21 protein-coding genes are annotated in these 25738 nt (G+C 71.6%); 14 read left to right on the top strand and 7 right to left on the bottom strand.

Annotated features, from left to right (window positions below; all coding sequences use genetic code 11):
• Positions 1–188: 188 nt before the first annotated feature.
• Positions 189–662, bottom strand: a complete 474-nt coding sequence (locus IE278_RS14145) for a MarR family winged helix-turn-helix transcriptional regulator (protein ID WP_189772241.1) — start codon at positions 660–662, stop codon at positions 189–191.
• 224 nt (positions 663–886) lie between these two features.
• Between IE278_RS14145 and IE278_RS14140 the strand changes: the two genes are divergently transcribed.
• From IE278_RS14140 to pcaDC, 7 genes are all read left to right on the top strand, one after another.
• Positions 887–1669, top strand: a complete 783-nt coding sequence (locus IE278_RS14140) for a CoA transferase subunit A (protein WP_189772239.1) — start codon at positions 887–889, stop codon at positions 1667–1669.
• The gene (locus tag IE278_RS14135) at positions 1669–2340 is read left to right on the top strand and encodes a CoA transferase subunit B (RefSeq protein WP_189772237.1); all 672 of its coding nucleotides are present in this window, start codon (positions 1669–1671) and stop codon (positions 2338–2340) included. The genes IE278_RS14140 and IE278_RS14135 overlap by 1 nt, the downstream gene beginning before the upstream one ends.
• Complete coding sequence (locus IE278_RS14130) at positions 2337–3539, top strand: thiolase family protein (protein WP_189772235.1); 1203 nt, start codon at positions 2337–2339, stop codon at positions 3537–3539. Before IE278_RS14135 ends, IE278_RS14130 begins: the two co-directional genes overlap by 4 nt.
• Before the next feature lie 13 nt (positions 3540–3552).
• A complete protein-coding gene (pcaH, locus tag IE278_RS14125; protein WP_189772234.1) occupies positions 3553–4323 on the top strand; it encodes a protocatechuate 3,4-dioxygenase subunit beta in 771 nt (256 codons plus the stop codon).
• Positions 4324–4325: 2 nt separating this feature from the next.
• Positions 4326–4898, top strand: a complete 573-nt coding sequence (pcaG, locus tag IE278_RS14120; RefSeq protein ID WP_189772233.1) for a protocatechuate 3,4-dioxygenase subunit alpha — start codon at positions 4326–4328, stop codon at positions 4896–4898.
• A gap of 113 nt (positions 4899–5011) precedes the next feature.
• Complete coding sequence (pcaB, locus tag IE278_RS14115; RefSeq protein WP_246570320.1) at positions 5012–6316, top strand: 3-carboxy-cis,cis-muconate cycloisomerase; 1305 nt, start codon at positions 5012–5014, stop codon at positions 6314–6316.
• Positions 6313–7473: a bifunctional 3-oxoadipate enol-lactonase/4-carboxymuconolactone decarboxylase PcaDC gene (pcaDC, locus tag IE278_RS14110; RefSeq protein WP_246570310.1), complete on the top strand. Its 1161-nt coding sequence runs from the start codon at positions 6313–6315 to the stop codon at positions 7471–7473. The genes pcaB and pcaDC overlap by 4 nt, the downstream gene beginning before the upstream one ends.
• A gap of 242 nt (positions 7474–7715) precedes the next feature.
• Here the strand turns inward: pcaDC and IE278_RS14105 are convergent, their stop codons facing one another.
• Positions 7716–10382 (bottom strand): ATP-binding protein, encoded by a 2667-nt coding sequence (locus IE278_RS14105; RefSeq protein ID WP_189772231.1) that lies wholly within the window; start codon positions 10380–10382, stop codon positions 7716–7718.
• Positions 10383–10646: 264 nt separating this feature from the next.
• Between IE278_RS14105 and IE278_RS42245 the strand changes: the two genes are divergently transcribed.
• The 3 genes from IE278_RS42245 to IE278_RS14080 are packed head-to-tail and all read left to right on the top strand — an operon-like array spanning position 10647 to position 14661.
• Positions 10647–12167 carry an MFS transporter gene (locus IE278_RS42245; RefSeq protein WP_246570309.1) on the top strand — a complete coding sequence of 507 codons (1521 nt, stop codon included), beginning with the start codon at positions 10647–10649 and terminating at the stop codon, positions 12165–12167.
• 4 nt (positions 12168–12171) lie between these two features.
• Positions 12172–13647 (top strand): anhydro-N-acetylmuramic acid kinase, encoded by a 1476-nt coding sequence (locus IE278_RS42240; RefSeq protein ID WP_246570308.1) that lies wholly within the window; start codon positions 12172–12174, stop codon positions 13645–13647.
• A gap of 54 nt (positions 13648–13701) precedes the next feature.
• Positions 13702–14661 carry a DUF2510 domain-containing protein gene (locus tag IE278_RS14080; RefSeq protein ID WP_189772230.1) on the top strand — a complete coding sequence of 320 codons (960 nt, stop codon included), beginning with the start codon at positions 13702–13704 and terminating at the stop codon, positions 14659–14661.
• A gap of 150 nt (positions 14662–14811) precedes the next feature.
• On the opposite strand, the gene IE278_RS14075 is transcribed toward IE278_RS14080, so the two are convergent.
• Positions 14812–15435 carry a TetR/AcrR family transcriptional regulator gene (locus IE278_RS14075; RefSeq protein WP_189772229.1) on the bottom strand — a complete coding sequence of 208 codons (624 nt, stop codon included), beginning with the start codon at positions 15433–15435 and terminating at the stop codon, positions 14812–14814.
• A 193-nt stretch (positions 15436–15628) separates the two neighbouring features.
• Between IE278_RS14075 and IE278_RS14070 the strand changes: the two genes are divergently transcribed.
• On the top strand, positions 15629–16507 hold the full coding sequence (locus IE278_RS14070) for a phosphatase PAP2 family protein (protein ID WP_189772227.1): 879 nt from the start codon (positions 15629–15631) through the stop codon (positions 16505–16507).
• Positions 16504–17514, top strand: coding sequence for a DMT family transporter (locus IE278_RS14065; RefSeq protein WP_189772225.1), 1011 nt, complete (start codon positions 16504–16506; stop codon positions 17512–17514). Before IE278_RS14070 ends, IE278_RS14065 begins: the two co-directional genes overlap by 4 nt.
• Before the next feature lie 74 nt (positions 17515–17588).
• On the opposite strand, the gene IE278_RS14060 is transcribed toward IE278_RS14065, so the two are convergent.
• The 4 genes from IE278_RS14060 to IE278_RS14045 form a co-directional block, all read right to left on the bottom strand.
• A complete protein-coding gene (locus IE278_RS14060; RefSeq protein ID WP_189772223.1) occupies positions 17589–18419 on the bottom strand; it encodes an LURP-one-related family protein in 831 nt (276 codons plus the stop codon).
• Positions 18420–18461: 42 nt separating this feature from the next.
• Positions 18462–20513: a phosphocholine-specific phospholipase C gene (locus IE278_RS14055; RefSeq protein WP_189772221.1), complete on the bottom strand. Its 2052-nt coding sequence runs from the start codon at positions 20511–20513 to the stop codon at positions 18462–18464.
• Between the two features lie 230 nt (positions 20514–20743).
• Positions 20744–21553 (bottom strand): TRIC cation channel family protein, encoded by an 810-nt coding sequence (locus IE278_RS14050; RefSeq protein WP_189772219.1) that lies wholly within the window; start codon positions 21551–21553, stop codon positions 20744–20746.
• A 491-nt stretch (positions 21554–22044) separates the two neighbouring features.
• On the bottom strand, positions 22045–24087 hold the full coding sequence (locus IE278_RS14045) for a DUF4832 domain-containing protein (RefSeq protein ID WP_189772217.1): 2043 nt from the start codon (positions 24085–24087) through the stop codon (positions 22045–22047).
• A gap of 199 nt (positions 24088–24286) precedes the next feature.
• Here IE278_RS14045 and IE278_RS14040 point away from each other — a divergent pair, with 199 nt between their 5' ends.
• A complete protein-coding gene (locus IE278_RS14040; RefSeq protein WP_189772215.1) occupies positions 24287–25249 on the top strand; it encodes a carbohydrate ABC transporter permease in 963 nt (320 codons plus the stop codon).
• Positions 25250–25260: 11 nt separating this feature from the next.
• A complete protein-coding gene (locus IE278_RS14035; protein WP_246570307.1) occupies positions 25261–25635 on the top strand; it encodes an ABC transporter permease family protein in 375 nt (124 codons plus the stop codon).
• Positions 25636–25738 lie beyond the last annotated feature (103 nt).

The raw sequence follows: 25738 nt of genomic DNA, 5'->3' as shown, positions 1-25738 counted from the left end.
CCGCGCAGTTCTCCGCGCCCCTGAAGGGGCGCCGCCCTTCAGCGGCGCGGACGGGCGCGCCTTCCCCGGAGGGGGCGCGGACGGGCGCGTCTTTCAGCGGCGCAGGCGGGAGCGCCTTTTAGGGGCGCGGGGGACTGCGCAGCCGACCCTCGCCGGGGCTGCGGGCACACCACGAGCTCGCGGGCCGCTCACCGGTGGCCGGCGATCGGCTCTCCCGGGGTGACGGGGTTGCGCAGGCCCTCCGCCGCGTCCGAGACGCGTTGGATCAGGTCGAAGAAGAGGGTCTGCTCCTCGCCGGAGAGCGGGGCCAGGAAGACCTGGTTCATCCGCGCCGTCCGCACCGTCAGCTTGCGGTGGACGCGCAGACCCTCGTCCGTGAGGCGCAGCAGCGAGCGGCGGCCGTCCTGAGGGTCACGCACCTTGTCCAGGAGGCCGCGCCGGCCGAGCCGGCTGATGACCTCGGCGATGGTGGACCGGTCGAGACCCACCCGCTCCCCCACGGTCCGCTGATCGAGCCCCGGCTCGGCGACGAGCGCGTTCAGGACCGCGAACTGGGGCGAGGTGATCTCCTCGGAGACCATCGTGTTCCACAGCAGGTAGTGCGCCTGCTGCAGTCGCCGGGCCAGATGCCCGGGGTGGGTGGAGAGATCCACCGCGGCCATGAGCGCTCCTTGTGCCACGAGAGTGGGCATTCGTTGGTGCACTGAACAATAGCGGGCCCGCCGGTTCCCTGTCTCTTCCCTGCGAGCAGACTCTCAGCTCGCGTTTGATGGGAGGTCTTGACGGTTGACGGCCACGATGGCAGCGTGTTCGAAACCTCGTAGAAATACTCAGTGCCCTGACTAATCAGGGGTGCGGGATGCTCGGGAGAGATGGAGCTTCGCAGATGGACAAGGTGGTCTCCACAGCCGCCGAGGCTGTGGCCGACATACCGGACGGCGCGACACTCGCCGTCGGCGGTTTCGGTCTCAGCGGTGTGCCGAACGTGACGATCCAGGCGCTGTACGAGCGCGGGGTCACCGGCCTGGGCGTGGTGTCCAACAACTGCGGGGCGATGGAGTCCGGCCTTGCGGTCCTCCTCGCGGCGGGCCGCATCGCCCGTGTCACCGGCTCGTACATCGGGGCGAACAAGGAGTTCGCGCGGCAGTACCTGGGCGGGGAGCTGGAGGTCGAGATGATCCCGCAGGGCACCCTGGCCGAGCGGCTGCGGGCCGGCGGCGCCGGGATTCCCGCGTTCTACACACCGGCCGGTGTGGGCACGCAGGTCGCCGACGGCGGACTGCCCTGGCGCTACGACGGCAACGGCGGGATCGCGCTGGCCTCCCCGCCCAAGGAGGTACGGGACTTCGACGGCACCCCGTACGTACTGGAGCGCGGCATCCGCACCGACTTCGCGCTGGTGCGGGCCGCCAAGGGCGACCGGCACGGGAACCTCGTCTTCAACAAGTCCTCCCGCAACTTCAACCCCCTCGCGGCGATGGCCGGACGGGTGACGATCGCCGAGGTGGAGGAGCTTGTGGAGCCCGGCGGGATCGACCCGGAGGCGGTGCACCTGCCGGGCATCTTCGTGCAGCGGGTCGTCGCGCTCACCCCGGCGCAGGCGGCGGACAAGAAGATCGAACAGCGGACGGTCTCCGCGTCTTCGGCACGAGGGACGGTGAGCGGCTGATGGCCTGGACGCGTGAACAGATGGCCGCGCGGGCCGCGCGCGAACTGCGGGACGGCCAGTACGTGAATCTCGGCATCGGACTGCCGACGCTGATCCCCAACTACCTCCCCCGGGACGTGGAGGTGATCCTGGAGTCGGAGAACGGCATCCTGGGCACCGGCCCGTACCCGACCGAGGAGCAGGTCGACCCGGACCTGATCAACGCGGGCAAGGAGACCGTCACGGTCCTGCCGGGCGCCTCCTACTTCGACTCGTCGCTGTCGTTCGGGATGATCCGCGGCGGGCACATCGATGTCGCGGTCCTCGGCGCGATGCAGGTCTCCGCGGGCGGCGACCTGGCGAACTGGGCCGTACCGGGCAAGATGATCACCGGCATCGGCGGGGCCATGGACCTGGTGCACGGCGCCCGTACCGTGATCGTCGTGATGACCCACACCGCCAAGGACGGGTCTCCGAAGGTCCTCGACGCGTGCACGCTGCCACTGACAGGCAAAGCCTGTGTCAACAGGATCATCACCGACCTCGGTGTCCTGGACGTCACGGACGAGGCCCTGGTACTCGTCGAGACGGCGCCCGGTGTCACGGCCGACGAGGTCGTGGCGAAGACTGCCGCCAAGGTTCGTATCGCCGAAGAGCTCGTCGAGGAGCTCACCGAGGAGAAGCAGCCGTGAAGGACGTCTACATCGTCGACGCCGTCCGTACCCCGTTCGGCAAGTACAACGGAAGTCTCGCCGCCGTCCGCCCGGACGACCTGGCCGCCCATGCCCTGCGTGAACTCCTCGCCCGTACACCGGATTTGGACCCCGCCCGGATCGACGACGTGTACTTCGGCAACGCGAACGGCGCCGGCGAGGAGAACCGCAACGTCGCCCGGATGGCCGGTCTGCTCGCCGGTCTGCCCACCTCCGTGCCGGGCGTGAGCGTCAACCGGCTGTGCGCGTCCGGTCTCGAAGCCGTCATCCAGGCCGCCCGTGCCATCGCGCTCGGCGACGCCTCGATCGCCCTCGCCGGCGGTGTCGAGTCGATGACCCGCGCCCCCTACGTCCTGCCGAAGAGCGACCGGCCCTTCCCCGCCGGGCACACCGAGCTGTACTCGACCACTCTCGGCTGGCGCATGGTCAACCCCAGGATGGACCCGCAGTGGACCATCCCGCTCGGTGAGTCCGCCGAACTCATCGCCGAAAAGCACAAGATCAGCCGTGAGCAGCAGGACGAGTTCGCCCTCGCCAGCCACGACAAGGCCGCCGCCGCCCAGGCCGCGGGCCTCTTCGACGGTGAGATCGCGCCGGTCTCGATTCCCCAGCGCAAGGGCGACCCGCTGTCCTTCGCCGCCGACGAATGCGTACGCGCCGACGCCTCCCTCGCCGCGATGGCCCGGCTCAAGCCGTCGTTCCGCACCGAGGAGGGCACGGTCACCGCCGGGAACGCCTCGCCGCTCAACGACGGCGCCGCGGCGCTGCTCCTCGTCGACGAGGAGGGCCTGGCGGCCACCGGCCGCGAGCCGCTCGCCCGGGTGTCCGCGTCCGGTGTCTCCGCGCTCGACCCCGACTACTTCGGCCTCGCCCCGGTGGAGGCCGTCAACCGCGCGCTCGCCAGGGCGGGCAAGACATTTGACGACCTGTCAACTCTTGAACTCAACGAGGCCTTCGCCGCGCAGGTCCTGGGCTGTGTCGCCGAGTGGCCCGAGTTCGACCCGGCCGTCCTCAACCCGCAGGGCGGGGCCATCGCCCTGGGCCACCCCCTCGGCGCCTCCGGCGCCCGGCTCGCCGGGACCGTCGCCCACCAACTGGCCCGCAAGGGCTCGGGAGTCGGCGTCGCCACCCTCTGCATCGGCGTCGGCCAGGGCCTCGCCCTCGTACTGGAGCGTTAGGAACCCACCTCTCATGGCTCTCACCCAGTCGGACATCGACTCAGAGATAAAGGACCAGCAGGACGCGTACGACAAGGCGGTCGCCGGTGGCGCCCCGGTCCTGCACCACCCGCGGCGCGACTACGCCCCGTACCGCAGCTCCCTGTTGCGCCACCCGAAACAGCCGCTGGTCGCCGTGAGCGGCGGCGACCCGGAGACCGTCGAGCTGTCGGGTCCGGTGTTCGGCGTCACCGACATCACCGAGCACGACAGTGATCTGACCATCCATCACCGCGGTGAGCCGATCGGCGAGCGGATGACCGTCTCGGGACGGCTGCTCGACCGCGACGGCCGCCCCGTACGCGGCCAGCTCGTCGAGATCTGGCAGGCCAACGCCGCCGGCCGGTACGCCCATCTGCGCGAGCAGCACCCGGCACCGCTCGACCCCAACTTCACCGGTGTGGGACGGACCCTGACGGACGATCAGGGCCGGTACTCGTTCACCACGATCAAGCCCGGCCCCTACCCGTGGGGCAACCACACCAACGCGTGGCGGCCCGCGCACATCCACTTCTCCGTCTTCGGGACGGCGTTCGCCCAGCGGCTCGTGACCCAGATGTACTTCCCGAGCGACCCGCTGTTCCGGTACGACCCGATCCTCCAGTCGGTGACGGACGAGGCGGCCCGCGAGCGGCTGGTCGCCACCTACGACCACGACCTGTCGAAGCCCGAGTTCTCGATGGGGTACGCCTGGGACATCGTCCTCGACGGTCCCTCCGCCACCTGGATCGAGGAAGGCCGGTGACCATGGCCGAGCGACTGCTCCCCACCCCGTCCCACACCGTCGGCCCGTTCTACGGGCACGCGCTCCCCTTCCCCGACGGCAGCCGTATGGCCCCGCAGGGCCACCCGGACGCGATCAGCCTGCACGGGTACGTGTTCGACGGCGCGGGCACGCCGATACCCGACGCCCTGCTCGACTTCTGGCAGGCCGCGCCCGACGGCTCGCTGACGGGCGCCCCGGGCTCCATGCGCCGCGATCCGTCGACCGGCGGGTTCCTCGGCCGCAACGGCGTCGACTTCACCGGGTACGGGCGGGTGCCCACGGACGCCGACGGACACTACGCGCTCCACACGCTGCGGCCGGGCAACGCCGGGCTGCCGTACATCAGCGTGTGCGTGTTCGCGCGCGGACTGACGCATCACCTCTTCACGCGCGCCTACCTCGCCGACGGCCCGGACCCGCTGCTCGACTCGCTGCCGGCCGAGCGGCGCGCCACGCTGGTCGCGACCGAGGGGGCGAACGGGAGCAACCGGACGTACCGTTTCGACATCCGTCTTCAGGGCGAAGGCGAAACGGTCTTCCTGGAGTTTCAGTGACAGCGTTCGAACCGGCCGGTTCTGCCGGTCCCGGCGGACCCGGCGGGCCTGATGCGTCCGATGCGCCTGATGGGTCCGTCGGGTCCGATGTCGGGCTTCTCGCGCCGGGGCGGGTGGGGTCGGGCGCCGAGGCCGCGACCGGTGACTCCGCCTTCCTGCGGGCGCTGCTCGACGCGGAGGGGGCGCTCACACGTGCGCAGGCCTCGCTGGGGCTCGCCCCGGACGAGGCCGCCGACGCGGTGACCACGGCCGCCGACGCGGCGCGTTTCGACGTCCGGGCGCTCGCGCTGCGCGCGCGGGCCGGCGGCAATCCGGTGATCCCCCTGGTCGCCGACCTGACCGCGGCGGTCGGCGAAGAGCACTCCCCCTACGTCCACCGGGGCGCGACCAGCCAGGACATCATGGACACGGCCATGACGCTGGTCGCGGTACGGACACTGGACCTGGTCCTCGCTGACCTCACCCGTACGGAGCGCGCGCTGGCCCGCCTCGCGCGCGACCACCGCGACACGGTCATGCCGGGGCGCACGCTCACCCAGCACGCCGTCCCCACCACCTTCGGTCTGAAGGCGGCGGGCTGGCGGTCGCTGGTCCTGGACGCGAGGGACCGCGTACGGGCCGTGCGGGACGGCCTGCCGGTGCAACTCGGCGGCGCGGCGGGCACCTTGGCGGGCCTCGCCGCGTACGGAGCCCCGGACACGGGGGCGCTCGTCGACGCGTACGCCCGTGAACTGGGCCTCGTCGCACCGGTGTTGCCCTGGCACACCCTGCGGACACCGGTCGCCGATCTCGCGGGTGCCCTCGCCTTCACCGCGGGCGCCCTCGGCAAGACGGCCGCGGACGTGCTCACCCTCTCCCGTACGGAGATCCGTGAGCTGAGCGAGGGCACGGGGGGCGGGTCCTCCGCCATGCCGCACAAGGCGAACCCCGTGCGGGCCACGCTGATCGCCGCGGCGGCCCGCCGGGCGCCGCAGCTCGCGGCGACGCTGTACGGGTCCGTGGCGGCCGAGGACGAACGGCCCGCCGGTGCCTGGCACGCCGAGTGGGAGCCCCTGCGGGACCTGCTCCGCCTGGTGGGCGGAGCGGCGCGGGACGCGGCGGAGCTGGCCGGGGGTCTGCAGGTGCACGCGGACACGATGCGCGTCCATCTGGACCTCACCCACGGTCTGATCGTCTCCGAGCGGCTGTCGGCGGAACTCGCGCCGGTGCTCGGGCGCGCCCGCGCCAAGGAAGTGCTCACCCGGGTCGCGCGGCGGGCCACCGCGGAGGGTCGGCCGCTCGTGGAACTCCTCTTGGAGGAACCCGAGTTGAAGGACGTCGACCTGGTGGACCTGGTGGACCTGGTGGACCTCACCGATCCCACCCAGTACACGGGTTCCGCGGGAGCCCTCACCGATCGTGCTCTGGAGCGACGTTGACCAGTCGGACCGACCAACCCGCTTCCACCGAGGGCACGTTGCTGCACCATCGTGCCGAGGGGGCCCTCTCCGCTCCCCCGCTTCTGCTCGGCCCTTCCCTCGGCACCTCGCTGGCCCTGTGGGACAAGGTCGCGCCCGAACTCTCCGTCACCCATCGGGTGGTGCGCTGGGACCTGCCGGGGCACGGCGGCTCCCCCGCCGCGCTGATCGGCCCGGGGGCGACCGTCGGCGACCTCGCCGCGCTGGTGCTGGCGCTCGCCGACTCGCTGGGCATCGACCGGTTCTCGTACGCCGGTGTCTCGCTCGGCGGTGCGGTGGGGCTGCATCTCGCGGTCCACCACCCGGAGCGGGTGGAGAAGCTCGCCGTGATCTGCTCCTCGGCGCACTTCAACGGCGCGAAGCCGTGGGAGGAACGGGCGGCGCTCGTACGGGCCGAGGGGCTGGCCGGGCTGGCCGAGGGCGCCGACTCCCGTTGGTTCACGCCCGGGTTCACGGTGCCCGAGCTGGTCGAGGACCACCGGACGGCCGACCCGGACGGGTACGCCGCGTGCTGTGACGCGCTGGCGGCGTTCGACATCCGTGAGCGGTTGCCTCGCATCGGCGCGGCCACGCTGCTCGTCGCCGGGCGCGAGGATCCGGCGACGCCGCCCGCGCATCTGCGGGAGATCGCGGACGCGGTGCCGGGGTCGGCGCTCGTGGAGATCCCGGGCGCGTCGCATCTGGCGCCCGCGCAGCGGCCGGAGGCCGTGCTCACCGCGTTGCGGGCGCACTTCGGCGGGGATGCCGGGCGGGGGATGGAGGTGCGGCGGCAGGTGCTCGGCGACGAGCACGTGGACCGGGCGCAGGCGCGGCAGTCGGCGTTCACGGCGCGGTTCCAGGACTTCATCTCGCGGTACGCGTGGGGGGAGATCTGGACGGACGAGACGCTGGCGCGGCGTGAGCGCAGCATGATCACTATGACCGCGCTCGTGGCGCACGGGCACTACGACGAGCTGGCGATGCACGTGCGTGCGGCCCGTCGCAACGGGCTCACGCCGGAGGAGATCGGGGCGGTGCTGCTGCAGACGGCGGTGTACTGCGGCGTCCCGGCGGCGAACTCGGCGTTCGCCGTGGCCCAACGGGTCCTCTCCGAGGAGGGTGACCCCCAGGCGCCGTAAGGAACGCGGGGAACTGCGCGGCCCACCCCCACACGCCCGCGGCCGACAACGGGCGGAGCCGCCCCGAACCGGCAGTACGCCCACTGCGGATACGTGCGGGCCGGGTGCGCCGTTCCCCGCGCCCCTTACGGGGTCTGTCGGGCCGCAGGTATGACGGGTGCGGTACGTGAAGGCTGAGCGCGCAGTTCCCCGCGCCCCTTGCGGGGTCTGTCGGGCCGTGTGTATGTGAAGGAGCGCGCTCCTTACGAGGCTTCGCCCAGGGCTGTTCGGGCTTGGGTGGCCAGGGTGTCTGCTCCGCAGGATTCCGCCAGGGTCAGGCCTCGGCGGATTTCTGTGGCGGAGCGGGAAGCGATGCCGTATTCGACGCGGGCCGCTGCGTGTTCGTAGGCGCAGGGGGAGGATTCGAGGTACGCGACCGCCTGGGCGTACAGGGCGACCGAGCGCTGGCCCGTCTCCAGGGCGGCGGCGCAGCGCAGGGCCTCACCGATGGCCGTGTCGGTGCCGAAGCGCTCGGCCTGGACGCGGGCGTCGGCGGCCACCTCCGCGGCCCGCCGCGGGTCCTCGGCGGCGAGGGTCCGCGCGAGGTCACCCGCCCGGGGAGCCATCACCGTGTTGTGACCCCCGCGGTCCTCGGACATCTTCTCCGCGGTCTCCAGCTCGTTCACGCCCTCCTCGACCCGACCCGTGGCGATGAGAAGACGGCCTCTTATCGAGTGGGTGTCCGGCAGCACGATCGTGGACGGATGCGGCGGCTCGAAGGAGTACCGCTCGGCGATCTCCTCGGCCTCACCCACATGCCCGCGGGCGAGCAGCGTGTCGATGAGCATGCACGCCGCCGACCAGTGCATGGGCAGTCCGTGGCCCACCCGGTCCGCGAGCCGCAACGCCTCACGCAGTGACTCGTCCGCTTCCTTGAGGCGGCCCCGTCTGCGGAGTACGTATCCGCCGAAGGCGTGCGCGAGGGCCAGATGGCCACCGCTCCAGCCGGCGGACTCGTACGACCGCCTGGCCTCCGTGAAGAGGCTCTCGGCACGGTCGAGCCGGTCCGCGTACGTATAGGAGATGCCGAGCATCATCAGGAGCTCGAAGCTCCACTCGGTGTCGGTCCAGCCGAGGCCGGGCGCGAGGCGGCCGTTGACCAGCGAGCGGTCGCAGAGTTCGGCGACCTCCTCGGCGTTCTCCCCGCGGGTCATCGCGTCGAAGGCGCGCAGGATGAGCAGGGCGCGCTCGGAGTTGTCGCGGCCGGTGAGCGGTTTGACCAGCTGGGCCAGCCGGCGGGAGCGCCCGGGCGCGTCCTCCTCGCCCGCGTGGATGCCCTCCCACATGTAGTGCACGGCCTGCAGCCGCATCCGCTCGGGACCGGGTTCGAGCCGGTCGGCCTCCGCGTCGACCACCGCGACGGCCTCCTCCAGCTGGTCGTTGTGGACCAGCGCCGAGGACAGCCGGCAGACCGCGTCGACCCGCAGGTCCGCCTCCAGGCCGTGCACCGTGAGCGCCTGGCGCAGATAGCCGATGGTGGTCGCGGGCGAGGTCAGGAGTGTGGCGCAGCCCAGTTCGTAGAGCACGCGCGCGTGGACCTCCGGGAGCGGCGGTTCCAGCAGGGCGCGCTCCAGGCACCGGCGGGCCGCGTCCGGGGCGCCGACGGCGAGATGTTCACCCGCGGCCTCGCGCATCTGCTCGACGAGTTCGGGGTCGTCGTCCGGATGCACCTCCAGGAGGTGGCGGGAGGCCGCGGCGGCGCCGAGACCCGACGCGGTGACGACCGCGGCGGCCACACCGTGCATCGCGGTGCGCAGCGCGTCCGGGATCGACCGGTACACGGCGGTGGCGATCAGCGGATGGACGAACTCCAGCTCGCCGTCCTCCACTTGACCGGATGTCCGGTCGGCCTCGGTGAGGATGCGGGCCACGCTCAGCCGCACCGCGCAGCGTTCGGCCTCGTCCCGCTGCATGCCGGCCAGTTCCGCCGCGAGGTCGACGGAGATCTGGGTGCCGAGGATGGCGGCCGCCCAGGCGAACTTCGTGGCGTCGACGCCGAGCCCCTCCAGCCGGTCGACCAGTCCGCGGCCGCGTGCCGCGCGGTTCAGCGCGCGCAGTTCGGCGGCCGACTCCTCCACCGGTTCCAGTTCACTGTCCTGGACCTTGGCCAGGAGCTCCACGCTCTCGTACGGGTTGCCGCCGGTGACCGCCCAGACCTCCCGGCAGAACGGGGCGTCGGCGTGCTCGCCGAGCGTGGCGCGGGTGAGTCCGGCCGTGGCCTCAGGGGTCAGTGCGCGCAGGCTGGGCATCGGGCGGGACAGCGCGCCGAGCGTGTCGAGGTGGCGGGCGCTCTCGCCGCCGGCTTCCCCGGGGCGGCGGGCCACCACGACGAGGACGGGCAGATCGTCCAGGCGCTCCGCGAAGGCCGCCAGCCAGTGCAGGGTCTCCTGGTCGGCCCAGTGGGCGTCGTCGATGAGCAGCACCAGCGGCCACTCGCGCCGGGCGAGTCTGCGTACGGCGGCGACCAGTCCGTCGCACACGCCCTGCGGGTCCGCCTGGCGTGCGCCCGGTTCGGCTATGCCCAGTGCGGGGCCGGCGATGTCGTACCAGTCGCCGAAGTACTCGCGCGCCTCGTCGGGCATGAGTGCCACGAGCGCGGGCTGGAGCAACTGCCGGACGACGTTGAACGGAACGGACGTGATGGTCTCGCCGCCACGGGCCGACCACACCGTGCAGCGGCTCTCCGCGAGGGCGCGGACCTGGGCGAGCAACGCGGTCTTGCCGATGCCCGCCTCGCCGGTGAACACCAGCAGACTGCCGGCGGCGGAGCCGGCGCACAGGGCGTCGACGGCCTCCGTGACCGCGGCGAGTTCCGCGTCGCGCTCCCAGAGCGGTGCCGAGGCGGCCGCACCCGGCCGTACCTCCGTCATCCCGCTACCTCCCCAGGTCGGCCCAACGACGTACAGACTTCGAGCCTAGTCCTCCGGAAGGCGCGATGGAGCCTGGTCGGGACACCTGTTGCCGTCATGGGTGACTGCCGTTGCCGTCATGGGTGACTGCCGAGGACAGGAGTCGCCCCACCTGTTCGTCGACCTGCCCGCGGACCGGCGAGGGTGAAATTTATTGACTGTCAGCAACCGCAAACTGAAACTTACTTTCAGCGGGATCAGGACGCCCAGTGCGGGAGGAACGGTATGGATGCCCCGGCGCACGGCCCCGGCTCGCGGACCGACCGGCCGGAGCGGTCCCGTAAGGCGCTGGTCGCGGGCTCGGTCGGCAATTTCATCGAGTGGTACGAGTTCGGTGTCTACGGCTACTTCGCGACGGTCATCGCGGCCCGGTTCTTCACCCCGGAGGGCGGCTCCGAGGCCGAGGCACTGGTCAGGACGTACGCGTCGTTCGCGCTCGCGTTCTTCTTCCGGCCCGTCGGCGCCGCGCTGTTCGGCCGGCTCGGCGACCGCGTCGGCCGCCGGCCCGTACTGATCCTGGTCATCGTCCTCATGACGGCCGCCACGACCCTGATCGGCGTGCTGCCCACGTACGCCACGGTGGGCGCGCTCGCCCCCTGGCTGCTCACCCTCCTGCGGGTGGTCCAAGGACTGTCCGCGGGCGGGGAGTTCGGCGGGGCGGTGTCGGTGATGACGGAGTTCGCGCCACCGGGCAGGCGGGGGCTGTACGGGTCGTGGCAGTCGTTCACGGTGGCGCTGGGGCTGCTGGGCGGGGCGGGGGCAGCGGCCCTCCTCGCGACCCTGCTCACCGGGGCACAACTGAACTCCTGGGGCTGGCGGCTGCCGTTCCTGCTGACGTTGCCGATGGGGCTCGGGGCGCTGTGGCTACGGCTGCGCCTCGACGAGACACCATCCTTCCAGGCGCTCCAGGCCACTCAGGCCGCCCAGACACTTCAGTCACGCCGGTCTCTCGCGGCCGGCGAGTCCAACGAGGTCGACGAGACCTCCGAGACCGCCGAAGCCACCGACACCGTCGAGACCGTCGAGGTCAGCCGTGCGGGACAGCCGCCCGAGCGGCCCCCTGCCCGTGAGGTGGCGAAGGCGATCGCACTGGGCGCGGGGCGTGTCATGGGGTGGGCCGCCGCCGGGTACACCTTCCTCGTCGTGCTCCCCTCCTATCTGCAGAGCTCACTGAACGCCACCTTCCAGCAGGCGCTGGTGGCCACGGTCCTCGCCAACCTGGGCTTCGCGGCCACGATCATCCCGGCGGGCCTGCTGAGCGACCGGATCGGCCGGCGGCCGGTGATGCTCACGGGTGCGCTCCTGGTCACCGTGCTGGCGGTGCCTCTGCTCAACCTCCTTCAGGACGACGGCACTTCGACCGCGCTCAAGGGCGCCGCCGTGTTCCTCGCAGGGGCGATCGTGGGCCTGATGGCGGGCCCCGGCCCCGCGATGCTCTCGGAGATGTTCCCGACGAGCGTGCGGTACACGGGCCTGGGACTCGCCTACGCCCTGTCCAATGCCGTGTTCTCCGGGTGCGCGGGGCTCATCATCACGGAGACGATCGAGCGGACGGGCAGCGTGGACATCCCGGCGTACTACGCGGCGGCCACCTGCGCGGTGAGCGTACTGGCCCTCCTGACCCTCCGCGAGCAACCGACGGCCTCGGAGGACGGGCGCATGCGGAACGAGAACGGGCCCGGCAACCGGCTCCACCTGACCAAGGAGCCCCACGACCGCAACGGCACAACCGAGAAGCGGAGTTGAACCCGTGCGCGTGATCGGTCTGATGTCCGGCACGTCGTACGACGCCATCGACGCGGCGGCGGCCGACCTGCGCCTCGACGGGTCGGACCTGCTGCTGAGGCCGCTCGGAACGGTGTCCGAGCCGTACGAGTCAGGTCTGCGCGAGGCACTGGCGGCGGCGCTGCCCCCGGCGGCCACCACCCTCGCCGAGGTGTGCCGGCTGGACACCCACATCGGGCAGGCCTTCGCCGGCGCGGCGGTCCGCGCCCAGCGCGAACTGTGCGACGGGGCGGCCGAGTTGATCGCCTCGCACGGCCAGACCGTCTTCCACTGGACCGACGAGGGACACGTGCGCGGCACCCTCCAGATCGGGCAGCCGGCCTGGATCGCGGAGGCGACCGGACTGCCCGTGGTCGCCGACTTCCGGCCGCGCGACATCGCCGCGGGCGGCCAGGGCGCGCCCCTGGTCAGCCTGGTCGACCTCCTGTGGCTGCGCGGCAGGCCGGGCACACCGGTCGCGCTGAACCTCGGCGGTATCGCCAACCTCACCGCGCCCGACGGCACCGCGTTCGACACGGGACCCGCGGGTGCGCTGATCGACGCGGCGGTACGCCGTTCCACCGGCCGGGACTTCGACGCGGACGGGGCGATGGCGGCCCGCGGCACCGTGCACGAGCCGCTGTTGCGGCGCCTGCTCGACGAGCCGTACTACGCGCGGCCCGCGCCGAAGACGACCGGCAAGGAGCTGTTCCACGAGGGCTATCTGCGCGCGGCGCTCGCGGATTTCGCCTCGTCGGCCGGGGAGGACGTGCCTCTGCGGGACGAGGACGTGGTCGCGACCCTCACCCGGCTCACCGCCCGCACGGTGGCGGACGCCGTCCGCTCCCTGAACACCGGCGGACCCCCGGGCGCCACCGGGTCCCCGCACACCACCGGGCCCCTGAGCGCCTCCGACACCCGACGCGTCACCGACGACCCACGCACCTCCGAAGCCCGACGCACCCCAGACGACCCGTGCACCCCCGATACGCGACGCGCCCATGACGACCCACGCACCACCGATGCCCGACGCACATCCAAAGCCGGACGCGTCACCGCCGACCGACGCACCCCCGAAGCCCGACACACCCCCGACAGCCGACGCGCCTCCGACGCCCGACGCGCCCTCGACGCCCAACCCACCCCCGCCCCCCGACCCGTCACCGAAGTGATCGCCTCAGGTGGCGGGACATGCAACCCCGTCCTCATGGCGATGCTGCGCGCGGAGCTGCGAGGAGTGCCGGTCCGTCTCTCCGACGGTCTCGGGTTGCCCGCGGCGGCCAAGGAGGCGTACGCCTTCGCCGTCCTCGGGTTCCTGACGGTGCACGGACTCACGGGCACCGATCCGCGGAGCACCGGCGCCCGGCACGCCCGTGTGCTCGGCTCGCTCACGCCGGGGCGGGGCGGATTCCCGCCGGTGCCCGCAGGCGCGAAACAGCCGGTGCGCCTGGTACTGGTGTGACCTGAATCGGGGTCCTCTCATACGGCTTTCACCCACACCTCATACGGTGGGGCCATGACGCAGGCGACTCCCCCCGGCTGGTATCCCGACCCCGGGCAGACAAGTGACGGTCCCGCCACGCAACGCTGGTGGGACGGCAGTACATGGACGGACCAGACCCGCCCCGCGGAGTCGGCAGCCGCATGGGGTCCTCCGGCGTATCCGCCGGGCACCCCGTACGGGGGCGCGAATCCGGGCGGGCCCCGGCGCGGAGTGCGTACGGCGATAGCCGTGGCCGCCGCCATAGCCGTGCTCGCCGGCATCGGCGGCGGTGTGTACGCGCTGACCGCCGACGACGGTTCCGACAGCCCCGAGCAGAGCAGCGCCCAGCCGACGCCGTCGCTGCCGGGCGGCCCGCAGGGCCAGGACGGCGGCGGTCAGGGCGGCCCCGGCGGGCAGGACGGCGGCGAGAGCGCGGTGCCGCAGCCGCAGCAGACCGAGGAAGGTTTCGCCGCCGACCCCGTCAACGGCATCAGCCTCCCCGTGCCCGACGACTGGAGCGGCTCGACCATCCAGGTGGGCGCCCAGGTGACGTCCAAGGACTCCTACAAGTGCCCGGGCGACGCCACGGCGACCTGTACGCGCGGCGGCGCCTACTCCGCCCCCGCGCTCGCCCTGGAGCTCAAGGCCACCACCGCCGAGGCCGCGGCCAAGGAGGACATCTCCAAGAACGCCGAGGAGTCCTACGGCGGCAAGAGCTACGGCAAGATCACCTCGCACGAGGAGCTCTCCTCGAAGGCGGTCACCGTGGCGGGGCAGAAGGGCTACGCGGTCCGCTGGAAGGTCGTCACCAGCAAGGGCGCCGACGGCTATGTCGAGTCGCTGGTCTTCCCGGCGCCGGCCAACGCCAAGCAGCTCGTCGTCGTGCGCTTCGGCATCGACGTCGGCTCCGACGCGCCCAAGCAGTCCGTGATCGACGACATCACCAAGGGCATCAAGGAGTCCGCGGGCGGCGGCAACGGCCAGGACGTGTAGGACACACCCCGGGGACAGCAGTCGGCCGGGTGGGGCGCCTCTCCGCTCAAGAGGAACCCCACCCGGCCGGGGGGTGCGCGCCGCCCCCGTCCCCACGGTGCGGCGCGATCAGGTCACCGTCCAGTCATCCCTTGGACGGCGGCCTGAGTTCTAAGGGGGGTCCGACAGCCCGAGTGCGGGCAGCAGGGCCACTTCCACATAGCGCAGCAGATACTCCGCGTCCGCGTGCCGTCCTTCGAGGATGGGCCGGACCCGGAGCACCCCGAGCAACTGCGCCGGCACGAATTCCAGTACCGGGTGGTCGGCGGTGATCTCGCCGCGCTCGACCGCGCGCCCGATCATCGCCCGCAGCGCGTCGAGTTCGGGTTCGACGAGGGCGTCGCGCAGCGCGCGCTTCAGTTCCTCGTCCTGCATCACGGACTGTCCGAGCGCCTGCATGAGCCGGGTGTCCTCGTCGGACCGCTCCCCCGCCGTACGGGCGACGGCACGCAGGTCGCCTGCGAGGGAGCCGGTGTCGATCCCGATGAACTTGGGGCAGTGGTTGGCGCGCAGCGCGGCCGCCACGAACTGCGGCTTCGTCTTCCACTGCCGGTAGAGCGTGGACTTGCTGCACCGGGTGCTGGCGGCCACCCCCTCCATGGTCAGCGCGTCGTAGCCGCACTCGCGGACCTGGTCGAGCACGGCGTCGAAGAACTCCTGCTCACGCTCGGGCGTGATCTTGGAGCGGCGCGAGGCGGCGACCGTCTCCGGTCCCTCCGCTGCCTGCGACGTCATGGCTCTTCCTCTCCCTCGCCCCCGGGCTCGCCCCGGACCCTCATCGATACGCCAGTGTACCGGAACGGCCTCGTATCGGTACACTGGCGTATCGATGAGCCTTGGACAGGACCCACCCCTGTGTCGAGTGGATCCCCTCCTGGGCTCACCACGCATCAGCATCGTTGAGACCGTCAAGCAAAGGGGCCGGGGGATGGAACTCCCAACCGAGCCTGCACAGAAGGGATCCGCCGCGATACCGCGGCCACCCCTTGTCCGCGAGATCCTGCTCGTCGCGGGACTCTTCCTCGTCTACAAACTCGGCCGGCAGCTGGCCACCGGCCACACCGCCGAGGCCTTCGGCAACGCCCACCACGTATGGGACCTGGAGCGGTTCCTGCACCTGCCCGGCGAGGGCTCCGTGCAGTCCGCCGTGCTGCACGGCGACACCCTCGTCCACCTCGTCAACACCTATTACGCGACAGTCCACTTCCCCGCCACGCTGGCCTTCCTGGTGTGGCTGTATCTGCGCCGTCCGGGGCACTACAGGTGGGCCCGCCGGGTGCTCGCCGCGGTCACCGCCGCCGCGCTGGTGGTGCATCTCACATTCCCGCTCGCACCCCCGCGGATGCTCGCCGCGACGGGTCTCGTGGACACCGGCCAGGTGTACGGGCCCACGGTGTACGGCGCCTCCCCCGAGTCCGACGCCCTCTCGAACCAGTTCGCCGCGATGCCGTCGCTGCACTTCGGCTGGGCCCTGATGGTCGCGGTCGGCCTGATCGCCGCGACCAGGTCCCGGTGGCGGTGGCTGTGGCTGCTGCACCCGCTGCTGACCCTGCTGGTGATCGTCGGGACGGCGAACCACTACTGGCTCGACGCGATCGTGGCGGCCGCACTCCTCGGCATCGTCCTCGCCGTCGTCCGCCCGCCCCGCCGGACACCGGCTGCCGCCGGGCCCGGCGAGAAGGCCGAGGACGCCGAGGACGCCGAAGACACGGCGGACGCCGGCAGCCCCGTACCGCACGCGTCGGGTGGGCGGGACGCCCCCGACGGCGTACCGGAAGCGCCCGCGCTCGTGGGAGCGCGGCGATGAGCGCGACCCTCGTCGCCGTCGTCCTGTCGCTGTTCTCCGCGGTCGCCTACGCGGGCGCCGCGGTGGCACAGGAGCGGCTGGCCTCCCGGACCACGGAATCCGGCGTACTGCGGCTGCTGGGCCGCGGCGCCTGGTGGTGGTCGGTCGGCCTGAACGCCGGGGCCGCGCTGCTGCACGTGGCCGCCCTGAAGTACGGGACCCTCACCCTCGTCCAGCCGCTCGGCGCGCTCACACTCGTCGCCGCGGTGCCGCTGGGCGCGCGCCTGGCGGGCCGGCGGGTCGCCCCGGTCGAGTGGCGCGGTACGGCGCTGACGCTGATCGGGCTCTCGGCCGTGCTCGTGACGGCGTCCGGGCCCGCGCCCGACGACGTGCTGAGCGTCCCGCAGGCGCTGGCCGTGACGGGCGCCACCGCGACCCTCATCGGCGTCCTGGCCCGGCCGGGCGCCCGTCCCGGGCTCCGGCACGCGTCCGCGTCCGGTTTCGCCTCGGGGGTCGCCTCGGCGCTCACCCAGACCGTGACGGTCGCCGCGACCGACCGCACGGGTCCGCTGCTCAGCGGGCAGGTGATCGTGGTGGCGCTGCTGGTCGCGGCCTTCGCCGCGGGCGGCCTGCTGCTGTCGCAGACCGCCTACAAGGGCGGGCTCGGCGCGCCGCTGGCCGTGGTGACGCTGGCCAATCCGATCGCCGCCGTGGTCATCGGCCTGACGCTGCTCGGCGAGCAGCTGCAGGGCGGGGTGGCGGGGCTGCTCCTCGCGGTGGCCGGGGCCGCGGTGGCCGCCTGGGGCGTGGTGACGCTCTCGCGCTCGGCGCCGGAGCCGCTGCCCGCGCCTGAGCTGGTGCCCACTCCCGCGACCGTGCCCACCTCAGTGCCCGCGAGCGCGTCCGCGCCTTCCGCCATGGAGCAGCATCCGGTGGCCGCGGTCCTCGCGCTGGAGGCCGAGTCGGCCGCGTACGAACGCTCGCTGCTGCCGCGGCAGCCCAAGCCGGGGCATCTCACCTCGCTGTAGCGCCGCCGGTCCGGATACGGGAGGGGGCGGCCGCGGACTTCCGCGGCCGCCCCCTCCCGTATCCGGACCGGCGGTCAGCCCAACCCGCGCGAGTCCTGCTTGAGCGCCGTGTCGACGGTCAGCGCCGTCGCCACCACCAGGCTCAGCAGGGGCTCGGGCAGCTGGAAGTGGATCTGCAGGACGTAGTTGTCCGCAGTGGTGAACATCGTCTTCGCGAGGCCTTCCCAGGTCTTGGTGATCCGGGCGACCTCGGTGTCGGAGTGGTCGACGATCGCGAAGTTCCACGCGCGCCAGTTCTCCGCCTTGACCGCGCCGATCTGCTGCCCGTCGACCTTGATCGCGAAGTTGATCTTCCCGAACATGTTCTGCTGGGCGATCTCACCGACCGGCGAACCGTCCGGGCGCGCCACCAGCACCCGGGACTTCAGGAACTTCCGGGGCCGGGTCAGCAGCAGCTGCGGCTGACCATACGCGTCACGGATCTCCAGCTTGTGCGTCATGAACTGGTCGATGCTGGCGACGAAGCGCAATATCTTCTTCAGCGCGCTCTGCCCGACCTGGACGACCGAGCCGAGCTGGTTGCCCTGCTGGTCCATGACCTTGTACTCGTTGGTCAGCTCGATCAGCTTGGCCTTCTGGTTCACCACCAGGACCGGCTCGGTGAACAGGGTGCCGCCGCCGGCCGAGTTCGGCGCGACACCGGCCCGCTGCTGTACCTGCTGCTGCACGCGCGGATCGGCGGCGCCCGCCGCCGCCTGCGGCGGCACCTGCTGAACAGGCTGTCCCTGCTGCTGGTCCTGGTTGGTGTGCTGGGTCCACTGGGTGCCGTCCCAGTACCGCAGGGTCTGGGGCGCGCCCTGCGGATCCGGATACCAGCCTGCAACTGTGTTCGAATGGGTGGTCACCGGGGCACACTACCCCGGCCCCGCAGGTACATGACCAGTCACCTAGGCCGTCGCGATCGCCGGGTCGCTGACGCCCACCCGGCCGTTCTCGACGTGCCCGGCGAACCGGCGCAGGAACGAGGCGTCCGCGTCGGAGACGACGGTGAGGTCGTACCAGCGCTTGCTCGCCCGCAGGTCCACGGTGTGCCTCACCGTCGTGCCGGGCCGCACCTTGAACGACCTGGGCCGGCCGCCGTAGCCGTCGGTGAGCTTCAGGGTCACCGTGCGGGCGCCCTTGTTGGTGAGGGTCAGCTCGATGTCGTCCCCGTCGTGGCGGGCGGTGACCTCGGGGCCCGCGGCCTTGCCGGGTCCCTTGAAGACGCGTACGAAGCCGTTGGGCCCGTGCACGGTCAGGTCGTACGAGCCGTTCGAGTACGCGGAGTTCCAGGTGTCCGAGACGCTCTTGCCCGCCTCGGTGGTGTACGTCCAGGGGCCGTCGGTGCGGTTCCCGGAGGTCACGTGGAAGGAGGCACCGGCCTTCTTGCCCGAGGCGAAGGTCAGCGTGAACTTCCCGGCCTTCGCGTCCGCCGAGCCGTCGATCCAGGGCGCGTACCGCAGCGGGCGGGCGAGCCGCAGACCGCGCTCCTGGCGGGGCAGCTTCGGGTCGGCGGGCGGGGTCGGCTTGTAGTCCGGGTGCCGGTCCTTGTCCTGCGGCTCGTACGCGTCGGTGTCCGGCAGGTCGGCCGGGCGGCTGTCCTTGCGGGAGAAGTCGAACGCGGAGGTCAGGTCGCCGCAGATGGCCCGGCGCCACGGCGAGATGTTGGGCTCCTCGACACCGAAGCGGCGCTCCAGGAACCGGACGATCGAGGTGTGGTCCAGGGTCTCGGAGCAGACGTAACCGCCCTTGCTCCAGGGCGAGACGACGAGCATCGGCACCCGCGGGCCGAGACCGTAGGGGCCCGCGACGTACTTCGAGCTGCCCGGGAAGAGGTCCGGGCCGACGTCGACGGTGGACTTGCCCTGGTCGGCGGAGCGCGGCGGCAGCGGCGGGACGAGGTGGTCGAAGAAGCCGTCGTTCTCGTCGTACGTGATGAACAGGGCCGTCTTCGCCCACACCTTCGGGTCGGCGGTGAGCGCCTCCAGGACCTGGGAGATGTACCAGGCGCCGTAGTTCGAGGGCCAGTTGGAGTGCTCGGAGAACGCCTCGGGGGCCGCTATCCAGGAGACCTGCGGCAGCTTGCCGCCCACGACGTCGGCGCGCAGCCGGTCGAAGTAGCCCTCGCCCTTGCGGGCGTCGGTGCCGGTGCGGGCCTTGTCGTACAGCGGGTCGCCGGCCTTGGCGTTGCGGTACTTGTTGAAGTAGAGCAGCGAGTTGTCGCCGTAGTTGCCGCGGTAGGCGTCCGAGATCCAGCCCCAGGAGCCGGCCGCGTCCAGGCCGTTGCCGATGTCCTGGTAGACCTTCCAGGAGATCCCGGCCTCCTCCAGGCGCTCGGGGTAGGTCGTCCAGTCGTAGCCCAGCTCGTCGTTGCCGAGGACCGGGCCGCCGCCCTTGCCGTCGTTGCCCGTGAAGCCCGTCCACATGTAGTAGCGGTTCGGGTCGGTGGAGCCGATGAACGAGCAGTGGTACGCGTCGCAGACCGTGAAGGTGTCGGCGAGCGCGTAGTGGAACGGGATGTCCTCGCGGGTCAGGTACGCCATGGTCGTGGCGCCCTTCGCGGGGACCCACTTGTCGTACTTGCCCCCGTTGTAGGCGGCGTGCCCGTCGGGCCAGCTGTGCGGCAGGCCCTCCAGGAACTGCATCCCCAGGTCGTCGGCCTCCGGGTGGAAGGGCAGGAGGTCCTTCGTGCCGTCCGACTGGTGCCACACGGACTTGCCGTTGTCGAGCGCGACCGGGTGCGGGTCGCCGAAACCGCGGACACCTCTGAGCGCACCGAAGTAGTGGTCGAAGGAACGGTTCTCCTGCATCAGGACGACGACGTGCTCGACATCCTCGATGGTGCCGCGGTGGTAGCCCGCGGGGATCGAGGCGGCCTTGGCGATGCTCTCCGACAGCGCGGTGAACGCCGCGGTACCGCCCGCGAGCTGCAGGAAACGGCGCCGATTCACTTCGGTCATGACTGGGTGACCTCTCGTCCTGACGGGTACGGGGGCGACTGACGGACGGACCTGCGCAGGCCGGAACCCGCGCTCTCGGAGTGTTCCAAGAGCAACAAACGTCAGGGAAGGGCCGCGTGGCGTCTGTGTGAAAGACGGCGGTACGTGAGGTGCCGGCCGGGGCGTCTCGACTCCGCCGGTACCGGCCTTTTTCGACCGGGAGCCACCGGGCCCCCCGCTCCGGCACCCGGCTAGTCCTCCGGCTCGGCGCGGTGGAGGAGGAGCCGCGGGTCCGGCGCGGGGTGCGAGGACCGGGCCGAGGCGGGGAAGCCGCCCCTCCGAGAGGGGAAGGCGCTGACATCGGGGCGCATCAGCCGGACGGTGTCCTCCATGGGGTCTTCCATCAGGTCCTCCATGGGGTCCTTCACGGGGTCCTTCACGGAGGAAGGCGGTGCGGGGGCCGGGAGGGGGTTGGGCGGCGGCAGCTGTTGGCGCAGTCCCGCGAACGGATTGCGCCAGAAGTGGGAGCGAGGTGTGCGCCAGCTGTACCGCAGGGCGAGGACCCGCAGCCCGAACGCGAACAGCGCGGCTCCGACGGCGGTGGCGACGTTCAGCAGGCCGATGTGGTGCAGCAGCGCGGCCGAGGTCGCGCCGACGAGGGCGGGCAGTGCGTACAGATCGCGGTTCCAGCGCAGCAGCGCCGGCTGTTCGAGGGCGAGCAGGCTGGCGAGGACACCGCCGCCGACCGCGCCGGCACTGCCGAGGGTGACGGCGGACGGAATGTTGAACCCGTGGGTGAGCGCCTTGATCGTGCCCGTGACGCTGAAGAGCCCGAGCGCCGCAGGTGGGCCGTCAGCAGACGCATCTCGGGCGAGTCCCCCGGCCCGGTGACGGTCCGGTTCCCGAGCAGGGGCCTGAGCATCGCGGACCGCAGGAGCAGGCCCAGCTCCCTGGTGCGCGCGGACCTCTTGAAGGGCGGCTGCCGGTCGAAGTGGCGCAGGAGGAACTGCCCGCGCGACACGGTGAGTTCGCCGCGGTCGGGCAGACCGCCCACCGTCCACGCACCGCGCCGCACGGCGTGCAACTCGACCAGGTCCAGGTCCCCTCCCGCGGGGTCGTCGGTCCGGACGGCCGACTCCGCGTAGAGGTCGCCGATCACCGCGTCCCGCAGCCTGGTGATACGTAACCTGACCCGGAAGTCGGCGATCGTGTCCGCACTGTAGGCCGGCAGTGCGGGGCGGTCACCGAACCGCGCCTCCCATCCGCGCCGGAAGGAGTCGAATCCCTGCCGTGCGGGGGTGAGGGTGGTGTCCAGCAGGAACGTGCCGCGCGACCCGTCCGCCCCTGCTCCCGTGCTGTTCATCGCGGGCCGACCGACTTCCGTTCGATGCCCCGGGACGGAACGGCCGGCGGACCTGGGGCGACGACGACCGGCCGTGACCGCGAGAGTACGACCGCCCGGGAGGCCGGTACGAGAGCGCTGGCTGCCGTGTCAGGGGTACAGCCAGCTGTCCCCCTTCTCCCGTGTCGGCGTTTCGCCGCCGCCCGCGCGTCAGGTCACGGTGATGCGGTCGATGTCGGGTGCCCAGCCCGAACTGTTGGCGACGGTGATGGTGTTGCCCGTCCCGGCGTTCAGGTCCAGGCTCAGCGTGGTGGTCCCGGTGGTGGCCCAGTCCGCCGTCGGCGGGAAGGAGACGGATCTCGACGTGCCCCCGTTGGCCCGGACGGTGGCCGAACGGGTTTCGGCGCTCGCGTACTGGAGGGTGACCGTCCTGGTGCCGCCGCTGCCTCCGTCGACGCCGGTGAAGGTGAGGGTGGCGCCGTTGCCGACGTACCCGACCTTCGAGCCGCCGGAGCAGCCGGCGCAGTCGGCTCTCAGGGCCGTGCCCGTGAGGGTGTTGCCGGGTGCCTCCGCCTCGTACTGGTGGGAGGTGCCGGTGCCGGAGCCCACCGTCATGGCGCCCAGGGCGAGCCAGCCGTCCGCGTGTTGGCCGGTGTTGGCGAAGCGCAGCTTCTTGGCGCTCGCACTCACGTCTTCCAGCGGGTTCTTCGCCTTCATCACGAGCTGGTAGGTGCCCGCGGAGACACCGGAGAGGTCGACGGACGTGTCGAAGTACTGGGGGTACCCGTAGTCGAGATAGGTGGGGTCGGCGCCAAGGCCCCAGTCGGGGAAGGCGCGGATCTTCACGGGCATGGCCTTGCGCAGGTCCCAGGGTGTGGCCCAGCTCTTCACGACGTTGCCGGACGGGTCCTTGAGGCCGAGGCTGACCGTCCAGGGGTAGTAGAACGGCGCCACACCGTTGTTGGTGAGCCGCACACCGACCTTGGTGCTGCCCTGTGCGGTGTCCTGGAAGTAGGCGTGGTCGACGGTGAGGTCGTAGCCCATCTGCCGGACCGCGGCGCCCACCTTGGCGTTGTTCGGGTCGTAGTTGGCGCTTCCCTCGTTCATCTTCCAGGTGGTGTGCTCCAGTTCGAGGCACGCCTTCATGTTGTCGACGGCGCCGGAGCCACCGGGCCAGTTGTCGAAGGCGGTGGACTGGATCTCGGGGCGTACCTCACCGCCCATGGAGGCCGTGGTCCACCGGTTCTCCACGCCCTGTTCGAGGGCCTTCTGCAACTGGGAGTAGGACGCGCCGCCCATCGAGGCGGGCAGGGTGACACCGGCGAGCGGGGAGCCCTCGCGGAAGCAGAAGGAGTCGTCGTGGTAGCCGATGGCGGGGAGGCTGTTGGCCGCGGCGCCCCCGGACTCCGGGTAGCGGACTTCGAGCTTGGTGTGCGGGAAGGCGTTGTCGTACGCCTTGATGATCTCCGCGCCGTGCGCGTCCGTGGGCATGAGGTTCGGGTACGAGTCGCCCGAGGTGTCGGTGTCGTACGGCCAGGTGTGCCACTCGCCCCAGAGGCCGACCAGCCCCAGGTGGATGAACCCGATCCGCGGGTCGTTGTCGTAGCGGGCGCCGAACGCGGCGATGAAGTCCTTGAGCGCGTCCAGCAGATAGGCGCTGTCGTAGTCGGGGCTGGTGGTGTTCCAGTACGAGTTGGTGCGGTTGGCGACATGCCCGGCGAAGCAGGGCGGGACGGCGTTCGCGGGATGGGTGCCGGAACCGCCCGGGTACTCGATGTAGAAGCGCAGGGCGGTCTGGTTGCCGTAGGAGGCGGATTCGTCGAGCGCGTCGTCCAGGACGTCCCAGTCGTAGTGCGCGCAGTCCGAGGAGTCGTTCATGACCTCGGAGAGTCCGAAGTAGCTCCAGGTCAGTGAGTGCGGATAGCCGGCGTTCTGGTTGCCGCCGGGCTGGTAGAAGCGGGCGAAGCCCTTGAGCGGGTTGTCCAGCGGGGCGTCCGCGCGGGTGAGGGCGTGGGCCGGGAGCGAGGGGTCGGGCGCCGGCGCCGGGGACGGGCGGGACGGAGCCCCTTGCGCGGTGGCCGCCGAGGTCTCGGTGGCCGCCGTAGCCGCCGAGGGGGCCGCGGGGACAGTCGCCGACGGGTCGGCCTGAGCCGCGTAGGAACCGCTCGGAAGCGCCGCAAGGGCGAGGGCCAGAGCGGTGGAACAGAGTGCGGCCACGACATTTCTGCCGCGTCGCTGCGCGAAGGTGCGCACGGTGAACCTCCGTGATCGGGTGGGGACATGCCGTCCGGCGGAAGGCCGGACCGGCCGACAGCCGCGCCAACTCCCCTCTGCGGCCCACGTCGGCTTCTTTATGAGTCAGCATTGACAAACTTTCGCTGTTGCTCATCAATATGTGACCACGGTGCCGAACTGACAAGAGGTGCGGCGCAGATCTCTTCGAAGGGGAACCATGGGCGCTGACACCGCAGTTGCGCCGCCGCAGAAGAGCGCCGGTGCCGATCCGGGCGACCCAGGTACGGCCCGTGCGCCGGGCCGGGCACGCCGGAGCCGCGACGACCGCAAGGCCGCCTGGCTGTTCCTGGCCCCCGCGCTGATCGGGTTCGCGCTGTTCTACGCGTATCCGACCCTGCGCGGCATCCACTACTCGCTCACCGACTACAACCTGCTCACCGATCCGGCCTTCACCGGAGTGGACAACTACCGCGGGCTCATCGGCGACGAGCAGTTCTTCAACGCGCTCAAGGTCACCGGCTACTACGTCGTCCTCAACATCGGCGCCCAGACCGTGCTGGGGCTGCTCCTCGCGACGCTCATGCACCGGCTGACCCGGTCGGTGGCGCTGCGGGCGATCCTGCTGGTGCCCTGGCTGGTGCCCAACGTGACCGTCGGTCTGCTGTGGATGTGGATGCTCGACGCCAACCTCGGCTTCGTCAACCACATGCTCGACGCCCTCGGCCTCGGCACCACCGGCTTCTTCACCTCGCCCACCTGGGCGATGCCGACCATTGCCGGGGTCAACACCTGGGCGTACAGCGGTTATACGGCCCTGCTGCTCTACGCGGGGATGCTGCAGATCCCCCCTCACCTGTACGAGAGCGCCTCGCTGGACGGCGCCGGTGAGTGGCGGATGTTCACCCGGATCACGCTGCCGCTGCTGCGGCCCGTCCTCGCCCTGGTGCTCGTGGTGTCACTGATCGGCTCGTTCCAGATCTTCGACACGGTCGCGGTGACCACCAAGGGCGGCCCGGTCAGCGCCACCCGGGTCATCTACTTCTACATCTACGAGCAGGCGTTCACGAACTTCCGCATGGGTTACGCCTCCGCCGTGGCCGTGGTGCTCGCGGTGATCCTCGGCGTGCTGACCGCGGTGCAGATGCGGCTGCTGCGTGCCTCCCGCTCCGACCTGGCCTGAGGAGGCACACCATGACCCCGACCCTGATTCCGACACCGAGGACGCCGAAGACCCCGAGGACCCCGACCCCGGGCAGGGGCAAAGGCGCGCGGCGGAGGATCTCGCCCGGCCGGATCGCCGCCTGGACGCTGCTGTGCCTCGCGCTGTTCGTGACCGTCTTCCCGTTCTACTGGATGATCCGCACCGCCCTGACACCGGCGGCCGACCTCTACTCCGACTCCACCGGACTGGTCCCCGACCACCCCACGATGATCAACTTCCTGCGGGTGCTCGGGCTGACCAGCCAGGCCGAGGCGCAGGCGGCCGGCGGGTCGGGCGCGCACATGGACTTCCTGCGCTACCTGCTCAACTCCGTCGTCTACAGCGGGCTGGCGTCCAGTCGGTGATCCTCGGCAGGGAAGAGCCCGCCGCCGCACTCACCGCGGTCAACGACAAGGTCAACGACCTCTTCAAGTAGTGGTCCCGCCCCGCAAGCCGCTCCCTCTCTCC

Origin of the sequence: Streptomyces tauricus, from assembly GCF_014650955.1 — a bacterium.
Classification (GTDB): Bacteria; Actinomycetota; Actinomycetes; order Streptomycetales; family Streptomycetaceae; genus Streptomyces; species Streptomyces tauricus.
The sequence above is the reverse complement of the archived record's forward strand: the minus strand, read 5'-3'. Positions and strand labels throughout refer to the sequence as shown.